The 13,859-nt window shown below is 59.3% G+C and carries 10 protein-coding genes and 2 pseudogenes; 7 read left to right on the top strand and 5 right to left on the bottom strand.

Features of this window, described 5'->3' with window-relative positions:
* Positions 1–67 precede the first annotated feature (67 nt).
* The 4 genes and pseudogenes from E3W21_RS19830 to E3W21_RS19845 all read left to right on the top strand — a co-directional run.
* Positions 68–826: a PIG-L deacetylase family protein gene (locus E3W21_RS19830; protein WP_134421560.1), complete on the top strand. Its 759-nt coding sequence runs from the start codon at positions 68–70 to the stop codon at positions 824–826.
* A 181-nt stretch (positions 827–1,007) separates the two neighbouring features.
* Positions 1,008–1,808: an endonuclease/exonuclease/phosphatase family protein gene (locus tag E3W21_RS19835; protein WP_046053575.1), complete on the top strand. Its 801-nt coding sequence runs from the start codon at positions 1,008–1,010 to the stop codon at positions 1,806–1,808.
* Between the two features lie 540 nt (positions 1,809–2,348).
* Positions 2,349–2,717 (top strand): DUF6124 family protein, encoded by a 369-nt coding sequence (locus E3W21_RS19840; protein WP_134421561.1) that lies wholly within the window; start codon positions 2,349–2,351, stop codon positions 2,715–2,717.
* Positions 2,718–2,777: 60 nt separating this feature from the next.
* A pseudogene (locus E3W21_RS19845) lies at positions 2,778–3,092 on the top strand (autotransporter outer membrane beta-barrel domain-containing protein); the annotation flags it as partial.
* Here the strand turns inward: E3W21_RS19845 and E3W21_RS31210 are convergent.
* Positions 3,020–3,187, bottom strand: coding sequence for a hypothetical protein (locus tag E3W21_RS31210; RefSeq protein WP_166793847.1), 168 nt, complete (start codon positions 3,185–3,187; stop codon positions 3,020–3,022). The pseudogene E3W21_RS19845 and the gene E3W21_RS31210 overlap by 73 nt on opposite strands.
* 231 nt (positions 3,188–3,418) lie before the next feature.
* On the opposite strand from E3W21_RS31210, the gene E3W21_RS19850 reads away from it, so the two are divergent.
* Positions 3,419–4,492: an autotransporter outer membrane beta-barrel domain-containing protein gene (locus E3W21_RS19850; RefSeq protein WP_134421562.1), complete on the top strand. Its 1,074-nt coding sequence runs from the start codon at positions 3,419–3,421 to the stop codon at positions 4,490–4,492.
* A gap of 134 nt (positions 4,493–4,626) precedes the next feature.
* On the opposite strand, the gene glgB is transcribed toward E3W21_RS19850, so the two are convergent.
* The 3 genes from glgB to E3W21_RS19865 form a co-directional block, all read right to left on the bottom strand.
* Positions 4,627–6,858 (bottom strand): 1,4-alpha-glucan branching protein GlgB, encoded by a 2,232-nt coding sequence (gene glgB / locus E3W21_RS19855; protein ID WP_134421563.1) that lies wholly within the window; start codon positions 6,856–6,858, stop codon positions 4,627–4,629.
* Between the two features lie 2 nt (positions 6,859–6,860).
* Positions 6,861–10,202, bottom strand: a complete 3,342-nt coding sequence (gene treS / locus E3W21_RS19860) for a maltose alpha-D-glucosyltransferase (protein WP_134421564.1) — start codon at positions 10,200–10,202, stop codon at positions 6,861–6,863.
* A 162-nt stretch (positions 10,203–10,364) separates the two neighbouring features.
* Complete coding sequence (locus E3W21_RS19865) at positions 10,365–12,362, bottom strand: alpha-1,4-glucan--maltose-1-phosphate maltosyltransferase (protein WP_134421565.1); 1,998 nt, start codon at positions 12,360–12,362, stop codon at positions 10,365–10,367.
* 229 nt (positions 12,363–12,591) lie between these two features.
* Between E3W21_RS19865 and E3W21_RS31215 the strand changes: the two genes are divergently transcribed.
* A complete protein-coding gene (locus E3W21_RS31215; RefSeq protein ID WP_165353285.1) occupies positions 12,592–12,756 on the top strand; it encodes a hypothetical protein in 165 nt (54 codons plus the stop codon).
* Positions 12,757–12,824: 68 nt separating this feature from the next.
* Here E3W21_RS31215 and E3W21_RS19870 read toward each other — a convergent pair.
* A pseudogene (locus E3W21_RS19870) lies at positions 12,825–13,323 on the bottom strand (MgtC/SapB family protein).
* 122 nt (positions 13,324–13,445) lie between these two features.
* Between E3W21_RS19870 and E3W21_RS19875 the strand changes: the two are divergent.
* Complete coding sequence (locus tag E3W21_RS19875) at positions 13,446–13,679, top strand: DUF3203 family protein (RefSeq protein WP_134421566.1); 234 nt, start codon at positions 13,446–13,448, stop codon at positions 13,677–13,679.
* The last annotated feature ends 180 nt before the right edge of the window (positions 13,680–13,859 follow it).

Below are 13,859 nucleotides of genomic sequence, written 5' to 3' on the forward strand. Positions count from 1 at the left end.
CTCTGCTCGCGGCAATCCAGGGTTTGGAGCGCTGCACATTGCTATCAACGAGAACAAGGACGTAGCCATGAAAACGGTCACCATCAGTGAAAGCATCCCGCCAGTACAAATCTGGAACAGCGCCCCGCAACTGGACAACATTCCTGTCATCAGCACTCAGACCTTGGTCCCCGCCGGCGCACGCGCTGTAGTGATTGCCCCACACCCTGGCGATGAAGTCGTGACCTGCGGCGGCCTGCTGCAGTTGCTCAGCGCCCTGGGACATCCGCTCCAGTTAATCTCGATTACCGACGGCAGCGCCAGCCATCCGGGCTCGCAACAGTGGTCGGAGAAACGCTTGAGCGTGTTCCGCCCCCAGGAAAGCCTCGAAGCCTTGCGCCGGCTCGGGCTGCCGATGCACAGCCTCAAATGGATTCGTGGCGGCTTCACCGACAACGCCCTGGCCGAACGCGAATTTCAGATGACTCAATTCATTGCCCGTTATTTACGCCCCGGGGATGTGGTGTTCAGCACCTGGCGCGAGGATGGCATTGTCGACCATGACGCCGTCGGCCGGGCCAGCGTCAAGGCCGCGGCCATGGTCGGGGCGGCGCTCAACGAAGTACCGGTCTGGGCCTGGCACTGGCCAACGCGAGATCGAGGGCTCATCCCGTGGCATCGCGCGCGCAAGGTTCGCCTGGACACCTGGACCGTCGCGCGCAAAAGCCACGCTACCCACGCCTATGCCAGCCAGCTCGACGGCGAGCCGGCCATCGGCCTCGCCCCGCTGCTGCCCCCGGTGCTTCTGGAACGGATACGGTTGCCTTATGAAATTGTCTTCGTCTGAAGATCAAAAGATCGTCCGAACGCGGCCCGAACCTTCGGCTGCTCCTACAGGTGTACGCGGAACAAGGAGCTGCCGGAGGCTGCGATCTTTTTGCTTCACAAAGACCTACCGCAAAACCCACTGAACTGCCCGCCGCTGTATCAGTCGCATACATAAGCAGTCCTGATTCAGAGGAGTGAACGTGACCAGTGATTCCAAGTGGCAGGCCGTCGAATCATCTCCATTGAACACGCCCCCGGCGATTCATCGACTGAGAGTGCTGACGGTCAACACCCACAAGGGTTTTACCGCACTCAACCGACGTTTCATTCTCCCGGAACTGCGTGAAGCGGTACGCAGTACATCGGCGGACCTGGTGTTCCTGCAGGAAGTCGTCGGTGAACACGACCGCCATTCCACTCGCTACAACGATTGGCCGCAGACCTCACAATACGAGTTCCTGGCCGACAGCATGTGGAGCGACTTCGCCTACGGTCGCAACGCGGTCTACCCCAACGGTCACCACGGCAATGCCCTGTTATCGAAATACCCGATCCGCGAACACCGCAACCTCGACGTCTCGATCACCGGCCCCGAACGCCGCGGCCTGCTGCATTGCGTTCTGGATGTACCGGGGCACACTGAAGTCCATGCGATCTGCGTTCACTTGAGTCTGCTGGAAAGCCATCGCCAACTACAGCTCCAGCTACTCTGCCAACTGCTCGAATCGTTACCCGACGATGCGCCGGTGATCATCGCCGGCGACTTCAACGACTGGCAGCTGCAAGGCAACACTGCCCTCGCCCGACGCGACTATCTGCATGAAGCCTTCGAGCGCCACCACGGTCGCCCGGCAAAAACCTATCCTGCGCGTTTTCCGCTTCTGCGCCTGGATCGGATTTATTTGCGCAACGCCAGCAGTCATGAGCCGCGAATACTGGGGCACAAGCCCTGGACGCATTTGTCGGATCACTTGCCATTGGCGGTGGAAGTGCATCTTTGAAACGCCATTAGCTTCGTAGACTGCTGTGCCGGCCTGCGCCTATGGGGCAACCGCACCGCGGCCTGGCCCAGCGTCACCCACATGCGCAAATTCGGAAACGTGCGCCGCACCAAACACGTCGTCGACGAATCAACCGGCATCGCACTTAATGTCGGACGCTTCCTCGAATTTTTAGACGCTTTCATGCGTTTAGCGGACGCGTTTAAAGACACTCGGTGTTACGTCCTAACGGCTACAACGCCTTGCGTCGTTACCTACACGTGCGCCAGAATCCGCCGGCTTGTGCGGCTTGATGCCGGGCTATATCGTTTGCTGGTCACTGCAAAACAGTGATCGGGTTTGGTAGCCCGGATATAAGGAATGCACAGCATCACCATTCGCGGCGTTTTTTTCGTCTCGGCACTATGGTGGTCATGCGCAGGGCACCTTCGGGTGCGCCGGTTTCCTTATGTCCCGGTCTACCAACCTGCGTATGGCCACCACCCTTCGTTTGGTAGCGAGGTTGGTTGGCTCTTATTCACGGCATAAGGAGTTCTAACTATGTTCAAGGTAACGCCCAACCCCCCTAACACCGGTCCGGTACCCTACGACACCTTTATTGATCTTGACCCCAAGAAAATGAAAGAGGCGGCCGACCGCGCACTCAGCTTCTACCTCAACCCCGGGGCGTCGAAAACGCAGATACCGCCCTACAAGCCCAGCACCATTTTCACCATCGACGCAGCGGTGGATGACGAAACGTTGCTCGTCGAGGCCTGCGAATCGTTGGCATCAGCCAGCGCCATGGTCAACGATCTCACCGCCTTGACGGATGGCCCACGACGCCAAACGATGCTGGTGCTGCAAAGGATGATCATGTTGGGTGAGTTAGCGGTCAATCGAGTACTGGATAACCACAAGCCTGGGTAGTCGCCAGGCGGGTAGCGAGGGCGCCTGCGTCCTCGCTGTTTAGCAGCATTCAAAGGTCTCGACTCCGACGGTGCCTGGACCGGTCGCCTCGGCGCTCGACTCAAAGGCCGCTACCAAGTCAGTGGACGACCACTGGAACCTTATATACGAGCCAATCTGTGGCACACCCTTTCCGGTACCGACTCGGTAACCTTCGACGGCGCGGACCGGATCGATACCGAGCAAAAATCGTCATCGGCCGACCTCGGTGTCGGCTTTGTGCTTAGCCTCGCGAAAACCGTGAGCGTGTATGGCGGTGTCGACTACACCAGCAATATCGACAGCAATAAGCTGCGCGCAACGGCCGCAAATGTCGCTGTCAGGGTGAGTTGGTAGACCGGTAGTCCACTATCAAAACCGCTCTGGAACGCGGATTTTTTGACGATTTTTCGTACAAACAAGAACTTAGATGTGCGGCGTAAATCAGTCACTTGCGAGTCCTAAAATACACATACCATTTATCGGCCATTTTCTTGACGCGATGTCAAGGGTCTTCTTAGCTACACATTACTACCCCCGGAAATATCACCCGGGGCAACCCCCCAGACTCCCGCAAAATCGGGCGGCCAGAGGCTTGCCCCACTACATTCGGTCGCCCCTCATTCGGGGTAGGAGAGAGACGCCAGAGCGGTATACGGCATGCGATTGCAAGGTAGACCTCCATGAAAACTTCATTCACCCAACAAGAGATCAAAGTCACTTTTTGCGCTGTCTCGAGTTCACTCCTTCTGTGCTCGTCCATGGATGTACAGGCAGGGCCTGCAGAAGATGAAACCACGCCCTGGTACCGTCAGGATGTTCCGGTCATGACCTTGCCAGCCGTCACTTTCACCACCCCCTACCCCGGCCGCTTCAGCGCCGCCTCCGATACACGAATTTCACGCCTGACCATCGAGGACGCTGCGCCTTCGGCCTGGGATCAGGTGTATGGACAGGCCTCGCGGCAGGCGCAAACCGATGTTCTGGCTCAGGGATTTGCTATCCCTGGCAGTAGCGAATTCAAAGGTCCGGCGATCCTGACTCTGCAAAGCGGTAGCGGTCATACCCAGCGGGTCGGACTGGTCGGCGGCATGACACAGTTACAAGGCAACAGTGACGGACTGCTGACCGGTCGCGCCCTTGCTGACCCCGGCAACGACACCCTCAACCTCGAAGGCCAGAGCCTCGGCGCTTACTGGAGTCTGACCGGGCCACAAGGCTGGCATGTGGACTTGACGGCCAGCGGTGGCCGGGTCAACGGCTATAGCCGCAATGACCAGGGCGCCCGACAAGCAACCGAGGGCAGCGCGGTGACGCTGTCGGTAGAAGGTGGTTTCCCCATTGGCCTTAGCGATCACTGGGTAGTCGAACCCCAGGCGCAATTAATCAATCAACGCATTACCCTGGACACCCCGTATGCCGGGTCAGGCAATGCCTCGTCCAGCGATCTGACGTCCTGGAGCGGCCGGGTCGGTGCACGATTGAAAGGTAATTACGACATCAACGGCCTGGGGGTTGAACCCTATGTGCGAACCAACGTGTGGCACACGGTCTACACCAGCGATACCGTGAACCTCGATCAGGTCGAGAAGATCAGCAGCAGCCGCTATTCATCGACCGTCGAAGTGGGTTTGGGCTTGGTGGCCAGAGTGACACCCGCCGTGAGTCTCTACGTCAGCGCCGACTACAGCAGTAGTGTGGATGAGAATGATTTGAACGGGTTGATTGGGAGTTTGGGTGTGCGGATGCGGTGGTGAGCGTCTGACCTCAAGAGGTGTTTTGTTTCGGCTGACGCCTTCGCGAGCAAGCCCGCTCCCACATTGGTTTTGTGTACGACATAAATCCAAAGTGGGAGCGAGCTTGCTCGCGATGGGAGCGACTCGGTGCTAGATCAACCCTCCGGACGCAGCATCAACACCGCCAGCGGCGGCAGGTTCAATACCAACGAGAGTGCCTGGCCATGGCTCGGCTCCTCCTCGGTAAACGCCCCGCCGCTGTTGCCATAGTTCGAACCGGCGTAAGTGGCCGCATCGCTGTTGATCACCTCGGTCCAACGCCCGGCAAACGGTACGCCGACGCGATAACCCTCACGCGGCACCGGCGTGAAGTTAGCCACCACCAACACCGGCCGCCCCTCCCTGCTCCAGCGCATGAAGGCGTAAACGCTGTTGATTGCATCATCACCGATCAGCCACTGGAAGCCTTGCGGCGCGTCGTCCTGATCATGCAGCGCCGGCTCTTCGCGATACAGCCGATTAAGATCGCCGACGAGTTTCTGCACACCTTTGTGTTCCGAGTACTGCAGCAAGTACCAGTCCAGTTGCTGATCGTGGTTCCACTCACGCCACTGACCAAACTCGCAGCCCATGAACAACAGCTTCTTGCCCGGATGCGCCCACATGAAACTGAGGTAGGCGCGCAGGTTGGCGAATTTCTGCCAGCGGTCGCCGGGCATCTTGTCGATCAGCGAGTGCTTGCCGTGTACCACCTCGTCATGGGAAATCGGCAGGATAAAACGCTCGGACCAGGCATACACCAGGCCGAAGCTCAGTTCATTGTGGTGATGGGCGCGGTACACCGGGTCCTGCTGGATGTAGTGCAGCGAATCGTGCATCCAGCCCATGTTCCACTTGTAGTCGAAGCCCAGTCCGCCCTGTTGCGTGCCCTGGCTGACACCCGGCCATGCGGTGGATTCTTCGGCAATCACCAGCGCGCCAGGGGCTTCGAGGTCGACCACGTCATTGAGATGGCGCAGGAAGTCGATGGCTTCGAGGTTTTCCCGACCGCCGTGACGGTTTGGCACCCATTCGCCGGCCTTGCGCGAGTAATCGCGATACAGCATCGAAGCCACGGCATCGACCCGCAGACCGTCGACGTGGAAATGTTTGAGCCAGTGCAGCGCCGAGGCCAGCATGTAGCCGTGCACTTCGGTGCGACCCAGGTTGTAGATCAGCGTGTCCCAGTCCTGATGGAAGCCTTCTTGCGGGTTGCCGTATTCGTACAGCGCGGTGCCGTCGAATTGCGCCAGGCCGTGGGTATCGGTCGGAAAATGTGCCGGCACCCAGTCGAGGATCACGCCAATGTCGGCCTGGTGGCAGGCATTGACGAACGCGGCGAAGTCATCCGGCGTACCGTAGCGGGCGCTCGGGGCGAATTGCGACAGCAACTGATAGCCCCAGGACCCGCCGAACGGGTGTTCCATGATCGGCATCAGCTCGATGTGGGTAAAACCCAGATCCTTCACGTAAGGAATCAGCCGCTCGGCCAACTCATGCCAGGTGTACTGGCGGGCGACCTCGCCCAGATCATCCAGCTCACATTGCCACGAGCCAGCGTGCAATTCGTAGATCGACAGCGGCGCACTCACCCGATGACGGTCGCCCCGGGATTGCATCCACTCCTGATCCTGCCACTCGATGTTCAGCGGCGAAGCGACTTTTGACGCGGTGTCCGGCGGCAGCGAGGTGGCCAGCGCCATCGGGTCGGCCTTGAGCGGCAGAATGCCGTGGGTACCGAGGATTTCGTATTTGTAGGTTTCCCCCGCTTGCATGCGCGGGACGAAAATTTCCCATACGCCGGTAGGATGACGCAGGCGCATCGGGTGCCGACGACCGTCCCAGTTGTTGAAGTCACCCACCACCGACACCCTTTTGGCGTTCGGTGCCCACACGGCGAACCGCACGCCATCGACACCGTCGACCGTTTGCAGCTGCGCGCCCAGGCAAGCGCTGAGATCGCGGTGATTGCCTTCGGCGAACAGGTACAAGTCCATCTCGCCGAGCAACGGGCCAAAGCTGTAAGGGTCCTCGGAAACCTGTTCGCCGCCGGCCCACCGGGTTCGCAGCAGATACGCCTGCGCCCGATCGAAGTGCCCGACGAACAGCCCCGGCGTCTGGGTCGCCTCAAGGGTGCCGAGTTCCTCCCCGGAGTCCTTGGCCAGTACCTGCACGCTCAAGGCGTCCGGCAAATAGGCCCGAATGAATTGCCCGCCGGCACCATCGCCGTGGGGGCCGAGAATCGCAAAGGGGTCGTGATGTTCGGCGCGTACTAGCGCATCGATATCCCGTGCTCTGGGCAGCAGCGCTTCTTTAGCGTGACCCTGCTCCTTGTTCGAGAAACTCATAACTACTCTCCACCAAGATCGGAAAAGGGTTTAAGCCCACTCAATAGTCCATACAAACCGTGCAACGGCACGGGCAACCATGTGGGGCGATTTTCTGCCTCATAGGCCACTTCATACGCTGCCTTCTCCAGGCCGAACAACGCCAATGCGGCGTCCTCGCCTTCCGGATCTTGCCATGCATGAGCAAGACTAGCTGCCGCCAGCCGATAAGCGTCGACAAATGCTTGTCTTGCTTCATTTAAATAGCGATCGGCGACACGTTGACGAGCGGCTTGGGCATCGGCCGTGTTATCGACGTTGTGCACATTGATCGCCATCGCCGCAGCGTAGTCAAAAGAACGCAATACGCCACTGACGTCTTTGTACGGGCTGTGTTTTCCCCGTCGTTCGTGCAGCGGCCGCGCCGGTTCGCCTTCGAAGTCGATCAAGTAGGCGTCGCCCTTGATCACCAGCACCTGGCCCAGGTGCAAGTCGCCGTGGACACGAATGCGCAGACCACCGGCGGCTTTTTTGCCCAGTTCTTGAACATGGCTGAGGATGGCTTTTTTGTTGTCCAGCAAACGACTGACCAAGGCTTTGTCTGCCGGGTTCAATTCGCCTTGATGCTGCTTGAGCAACTTCAGCGCGTACTCCAGTTGCGCCGTCACGTCCTTGGCCGAGGCCAAGGCATCTTTCTGGGAGGTGACCTGCGGGGCGAAGTCCGGGTTGTCGCTGGGCACCGCCAGCAGCTGATGCATTTCACCGAGACGCTGACCGAGCATGCCGGCGAAGTCTCTCAGTTCACCCAAGGCGTTGTAGTGTTGCTCCTGCTCAGACATGGCGTCGGCCAGTTCGTCGCGCAGCGCCCGTTCGAGGTTGTTCTGGGTCCATTCCCAGGCGTCGCCCTGATTGCTCAAGTAGCCTTGGGCAATCATCAACAGATTGTCCTCGCCCGCCGGATCACGGCGAACCACCGAACCCAGCAGCGGCGAGATATTGCGGAAACCGGCGTTGGTCAGGTACGCGCTCATTTCCAGCTCCGGATGCACGCCAGACGCGACCTTGCGGATCAGTTTCAGCACCAGGCTGTTGCCGATCACCACCGAACTGTTGGACTGTTCGGCGGACAGGTAACGTACTTCCGATTCCCCCGTCAGACCGAGACTCGCCAGTTCCGCCGTCGGCTCGAAATGGATCTCGCCCGCGCTGGATGGCAATACGATATTGCTTTGTATGCCATGCAAAACCGCATGCACAAAGGTGTCGAGGCTGAAGGCGTCGGTGATCAAACCGACCTGACGCACGCGCCGGACTCGAGACAAGGCCAGTTGCTGAGGCAACGCGGCACCCACCTGATCTTCGGAGATAAAACCGAACGGCAACTGATAGCGGCTGGTCTGGCCGCCACTGGTGACGTCGATTTCACTCAACAACACGGGGTGCAGCGGATCGCCGAAGCGCACGCCGTAAGCGATGTTGACCTGTTCGATGGCCGCGTCCTTGCCGGCAAACCAGCGGCGATTCTGTAGCCAGCTCGGCAAGATACCCTGCTCCAGCGTGCCGCGGGACGGCGCTTCGAGCAGTTCTTCCATGCGTTTTTTCAGCACCAGCGTGGTGAAGTCCGGCAGGCTTTGCGCCGGTTCCACGTGCCAGCTTGGCATCTGGTTTTCCGCCGCCAATACGAACCAATAGAAGCCGTAAGGCGCCAGGGTCAGCAGAAAATTCAACTGACCAATAGGCGGGAAGGCGTTACCGCCGAGCATCTCCACCGGCACCATGCCGACATAGGCCGACAGGTCCAGTTCCGCCGCTTGCGCGCTACGTGACACGTTGGCCACGCACAAGATGATTTCGTGCTTGCCATCCGGCCCGGTGAATTCCCGGGTGTAGGCCAGGATCCGCCGGTTGCTCGGCGAGAGCATTTTCAGCGTGCCGCGACCGAAGGCCTTGGACTGCTTGCGCACGGCGAGCATGCGCCGGGTCCAGTTCAGCAGCGAATGCGGGTCGCCGGCCTGGGTTTCAACGTTGACCGACAGGTAACCGTATTGCGGGTCCATGATCGGCGGCAGCACCAGGCTCGCCGGGTCGGCGCGGGAGAAACCGCCGTTACGGTCAATCGACCACTGCATCGGCGTCCTCACGCCGTCACGGTCGCCGAGGTAGATGTTGTCACCCATGCCGATTTCATCGCCGTAATACAGGGTCGGCGTGCCGGGCATCGACAGCAGCAAACTGTTGAGCAGTTCCACGCGACGACGATCGCGCTCCATCAATGGCGCCAAGCGGCGGCGAATGCCCAGGTTGATCCGCGCCCGACGGTCGGCCGCGTAGTAATTCCACAGGTAATCGCGTTCCTTGTCGGTGACCATTTCCAAGGTCAGCTCATCGTGGTTGCGCAGGAAAATCGCCCACTGACAGTTGGCGGGGATCTCCGGGGTCTGGCGCAGGATGTCGGTGATCGGGAAACGGTCTTCCTGGGCCAGCGCCATGTACATGCGCGGCATCAGCGGGAAGTGGAACGCCATGTGGCATTCGTCGCCGTTCAGGCCCTTGGCGTCGGTGTCGCCGAAATACAGTTGCGTGTCTTCCGGCCATTGGTTGGCCTCGGCCAGCAGCATGCGGTCCGGGTAATTGGCGTCGATTTCGGCGCGGATCTGCTTGAGGACGTCGTGGGTCTCGGGCAGGTTTTCGTTGTTGGTGCCGTCGCGTTCGATCAGGTACGGAATCGCGTCCAGACGCAGACCGTCGATGCCCATGTCCAGCCAGTAGCGCATCACCGACAGCACGGCTTTCATGACTTGCGGGTTATCGAAATTCAGGTCTGGCTGGTGGGAATAGAACCGGTGCCAGAAGTACTGACCGGCCACCGGGTCCCAGGTCCAGTTGGATTTTTCGGTGTCGAGAAAGATGATACGAGTGCCGTCGTACTTTTGATCGTCATCAGACCAGACGTAGAAGTCCCGCGCCGCCGAACCTTTCTTGGCTTTGCGCGCTCGCTGAAACCAGGCGTGCTGGTCCGAGGTGTGGTTGATGACCAGTTCGGTAATGACCCGCAGGCCACGTTTGTGGGCTTCCGAGATGAAACGCTTGGCGTCGGCCATGGTGCCGTAGTCGGAATGCACGCCACGGTATTCGGCGATGTCGTAGCCATCGTCGCGTCGTGGCGAGGGATAGAACGGCAACAACCAAATGGTGTTGACGCCCAGATCGGCAATGTAATCGAGTTTGGCGATAAGACCGGGAAAGTCGCCGATCCCGTCATTGTTGGAGTCGAAAAAAGACTTAACGTGAACCTGATAGATCACCGCATCCTTGTACCAGAGCGGGTCCTTGATAAAGGTGGCTGCCTTGGGTTTCTTCGCCATTTGAAACTCCTGAAAAACTCTGGAAAAACATCAACTGCCTGAAGAAATGCGATCAGTGTGGGAGCTGGCTGGCCTGCGATAGCGATGTGTCAGCGAGTATGTTCGGCGCTGACCCGCCGCTATCGCAGACAAGCCAGCTCCCACATTTGATCTTCGTCAGGCTCAGGAATTGGTAATTCGCCAAATCCCGAACGGTTGATTCGCCGGGTCGATCCGCATGAATTGGTACTTGCCGTGCCAGGTCCAGCGATGACCGCTCATCAAGTCTTCGCCCTGGGTGCTGGCGTCGTCGGGCAAGCCCATTTCCCACAGCGGTAATTCGAAATTCGCTTCCTGGACGTTAAGCGGATCAAGGCTGACAGCCACCAGAATGAAATTGCTGCCATCCGCGCTGCGTTTGCCGAAATACAGAATGTTGTCGTTCCAGGCGTTGTAGACCTTCAGGCCCAGATGCGTCTGCAGCGCCGGGTTCTGCCGGCGGATGCGGTTGAGCTGGGCGATCTCGGCAATGATGTTGCCCGGCGCGTTGAAGTCCCGTGGGCGGATTTCGTACTTCTCGGAATTGAGGTATTCCTCCTTGCCCGGCACCGGTGCCGCTTCGCACAGTTCAAAGCCTGAATACATGCCCCACAGACCGGAGCCCATGGTGGCCAGCGCGGCTCGGATCAGAAAACCGGCGCGTCCTGACTCATGCAAAAACGCCGGGTTGATGTCCGGTGTGTTGACGAAGAAATTCGGCCGGAAGCATTCGCGCCACGGTGACTCATTGAGTCCGGTGAAATAGGTGGCCAGCTCGGACTTGTTGTTGCGCCAGGTGAAATAGGTGTAGCTCTGGGAGTAACCGACCTTGCCCAACCGCGCCATCATCGCCGGGGTGGTGAAGGCTTCGGCCAAGAAGATCACCTCGGGGTACAGCGCCCGCACATCAGCGATCAGCCATTGCCAGAACGGCAGCGGTTTGGTGTGAGGGTTGTCGACTCGAAACAGTTTCACGCCCTCCTCGACCCAACCCACCACGATGTCGCGCAACTCGACCCACAGACTCGGTATCGCATCGCTGGCATAGAAATCGACGTTGACGATGTCCTGGTATTTTTTCGGCGGGTTTTCGGCGTATTTGATCGTGCCGTCCGGCCGCCAGTTGAACCAGCCCGGATGCTGCTGCAGCCATGGGTGATCCTGGGAACACTGAATCGCGAAGTCGAGGGCGATTTCCAGCCCATGGTCAGCGGCTGCCGCGACAAGACGCCGGAAGTCTTCGCGGCTGCCCAGCTCTGAATGAATGGCTTCATGCCCGCCCTCTTCGCTGCCGATGGCATACGGACTGCCCGGATCGTCCGGCCCGGCGGTCAGGGAATTGTTCGGACCTTTGCGGTAACTGCGGCCGATCGGGTGGATCGGCGGGAAGTACAGCACATCGAAGCCCATGTCCTGGATCATCGGCAGCCGCGCATGCACATCGTTGAAGGTGCCATGCCGGGCCGGATCGTCAGTGATCGAACGCGGAAACAATTCATACCAACTGGCGAACTGCGCCAGGTCCCGTTCGACGTCGAGCGGGTACTCGGGGCTGATGCTCAAATAGGTACGATGATCGGCCTGCGTCATCAGCTCGGCGCTACGCTGGTGCAAAAACAACTCGACCTGCTCGATTTCGAGCAGACCCGACAATTCATGGTGCAGCGCCGCCAGCTGTTCACTCAGCTGCCCTTCGGTGCGTTCGGCGGCTTGCTGGACCAGCGTTCGCCCCTCCTGCAACTCCAGGCTGATCGGCACCCTGGCTGCGTGTTTTTTCTCCAGCTCATAACAGAAGCTGGCGAACTGATCGATCCAGGCTTCGATGCAAAACACATAACGGCCCTGGCGCGCGACCCGGAACTGGCCCTGCCAACCGTTATTGCCCAGGTCGGCCATGACTTCGCTTTGCCAGGTTTCCTCGCCCTCGGCGTGCCAGCGCACTCGCACGGCCAACTTGTCGTGACCGTCGGCGAACACTTTGCTGGTCACCACCACGTCCTGACCCACCACGGCTTTGACGGCGAACTGCCCGCCATCGAGGGTCGGCATGGTGTTTTCGATTGCGATGCGCGGTAGCAGTAAAGCCTGCGACAGCGGCATATGAGGGTTGTAGTTCAGCTCTGTCGGTTTTTCAGCAGTCATCGAGCATCTCTCCTTTACGCCCCATGGACGCTCTTGTGTCTGTGGCTTGTAACTGGATAGCCATCCCGCAGGATCGTCCGCCCCGGAATGAACTCACTTAGGTTCCGAGCGACAGGCACCGGTAAAGTTCACGAGGATTTGCCTGGGTCTTCGGGGGAATCAATTCCTTTGCATGGTGGTCAACACACTTAAGCACGACTTACGCCATGTGCCACTGGAGACTGAATTTATGAGCATTCCGATCCCTGCCGAAACGCCTGATCCAAACATCGACAGCCCGACCATTCCGCCGACCGAACCTACGCCTGTGCCTGAGCAAGATCCGCCCGGCACCACCCCGCCACCGCGGGAAGAACCGCCAGAGACGATGCCGCCGGTGATCGTTACACCGTAGGAGCTGCCGAAGGCTGCGATCTCTTGATTTGCTTTTCAAGATCAAAAGATCGCAGCCTTCGGCAGCTCCTACGGGGTGTGATCCCTCTCCAGTAATCGCACGATCCTCGGCATCACACTGAATATCGCCAACGCCAGCAACGTACTGAACACCGCCGTCGCCTCTCGCCCCAACCCGGCCGAGACGCCGATGGCGGCGGTCATCCACAACCCCGCGGCGGTGGTCAGGCCTTTGACGTGCCCCTCGTCGCCCTCGTTGTTTTTCAGAATAGTCCCTGCGCCAAGAAAGCCGATCCCCGCGATCACACCCTGCACCACCCGGCTCATGGCATCGGCCTGCGAGCCGGACATTTGCGGCACCAGCACGAACAGCGCGGCGCCGAGGGCAACCAGCATGTGGGTGCGGACCCCGGCGGCCTTGCCCTTGTGCTCGCGTTCGAAGCCGAGAATCCCGCCCAACACCGCCGCCATCAGCAAGCGCACGGTAATGCGTCAGTTGTGAAGCGTCGCCAATGTCGGCGAACTCCGCTTGCAGGGTCACCCAAACCTCATGCCACCATGCGTTCATGGCGTTGTCCTTGTTAAAGGTCGTTTCAGGATGGACCGCGTCGACCATTAATCGGTTGCACAGAACGATGATCCTCGGCTGTGCCCTAACACCTTATAACCCGCAGAAAAAAGGACGCCTCCATGACTGTGCGCATCGAAAACCAGACCAGCTTCTTCATTACCGAGAACGGCGAAGAAATTCGTTTGTGTCCCGACGTCACCATCATTACCGACTCGGAAAAAGCCATGTCGGCGGTGGAGCTCAATGGCCAGCGCTTCTACATTACCGAAGCAGAAGCCGACGCATTGACCGTAGCAGGCGCAGTCGACGGGCGTAAGCATTTGAAGGCCACCGACAGTGATTCGGTGATTTGACTGACCCGGATCAACAACACCCGCAGACGCTTGATATAAGCGCCTGCATCCCGCTGCAGCGGGTGCATCAACTTGTCGCAGGCGGCGGATCAATGTCCATCTGATCCGCTTTTTATTGCAATAGGTGAGTCTGTTATGCAAACAGATCGCCGCTCATAGTGCTCAGGCCTGATGGAGGCT

Source organism: Pseudomonas sp. F01002 (assembly GCF_004402115.1).
Lineage (GTDB): Bacteria > Pseudomonadota > Gammaproteobacteria > Pseudomonadales > Pseudomonadaceae > Aquipseudomonas > Aquipseudomonas frigoris.

What these genes read in the sequence shown, in the direction of transcription:
- E3W21_RS19830 (WP_134421560.1), top strand. Translation starts at nt 68, where the DNA reads ATGAAAACGGTCACCATCAGTGAAAGCATCCCGCCAGTACAAATCTGG.
- E3W21_RS19840 (WP_134421561.1), top strand. Translation starts at nt 2,349, where the DNA reads ATGTTCAAGGTAACGCCCAACCCCCCTAACACCGGTCCGGTACCCTAC.
- E3W21_RS19850 (WP_134421562.1), top strand. Translation starts at nt 3,419, where the DNA reads ATGAAAACTTCATTCACCCAACAAGAGATCAAAGTCACTTTTTGCGCT.
- glgB (WP_134421563.1), bottom strand. Translation starts at nt 6,858, where the DNA reads ATGAGTTTCTCGAACAAGGAGCAGGGTCACGCTAAAGAAGCGCTGCTG.
- treS (WP_134421564.1), bottom strand. Translation starts at nt 10,202, where the DNA reads ATGGCGAAGAAACCCAAGGCAGCCACCTTTATCAAGGACCCGCTCTGG.
- E3W21_RS19865 (WP_134421565.1), bottom strand. Translation starts at nt 12,362, where the DNA reads ATGACTGCTGAAAAACCGACAGAGCTGAACTACAACCCTCATATGCCG.
- E3W21_RS31215 (WP_165353285.1), top strand. Translation starts at nt 12,592, where the DNA reads ATGAGCATTCCGATCCCTGCCGAAACGCCTGATCCAAACATCGACAGC.
- E3W21_RS19875 (WP_134421566.1), top strand. Translation starts at nt 13,446, where the DNA reads ATGACTGTGCGCATCGAAAACCAGACCAGCTTCTTCATTACCGAGAAC.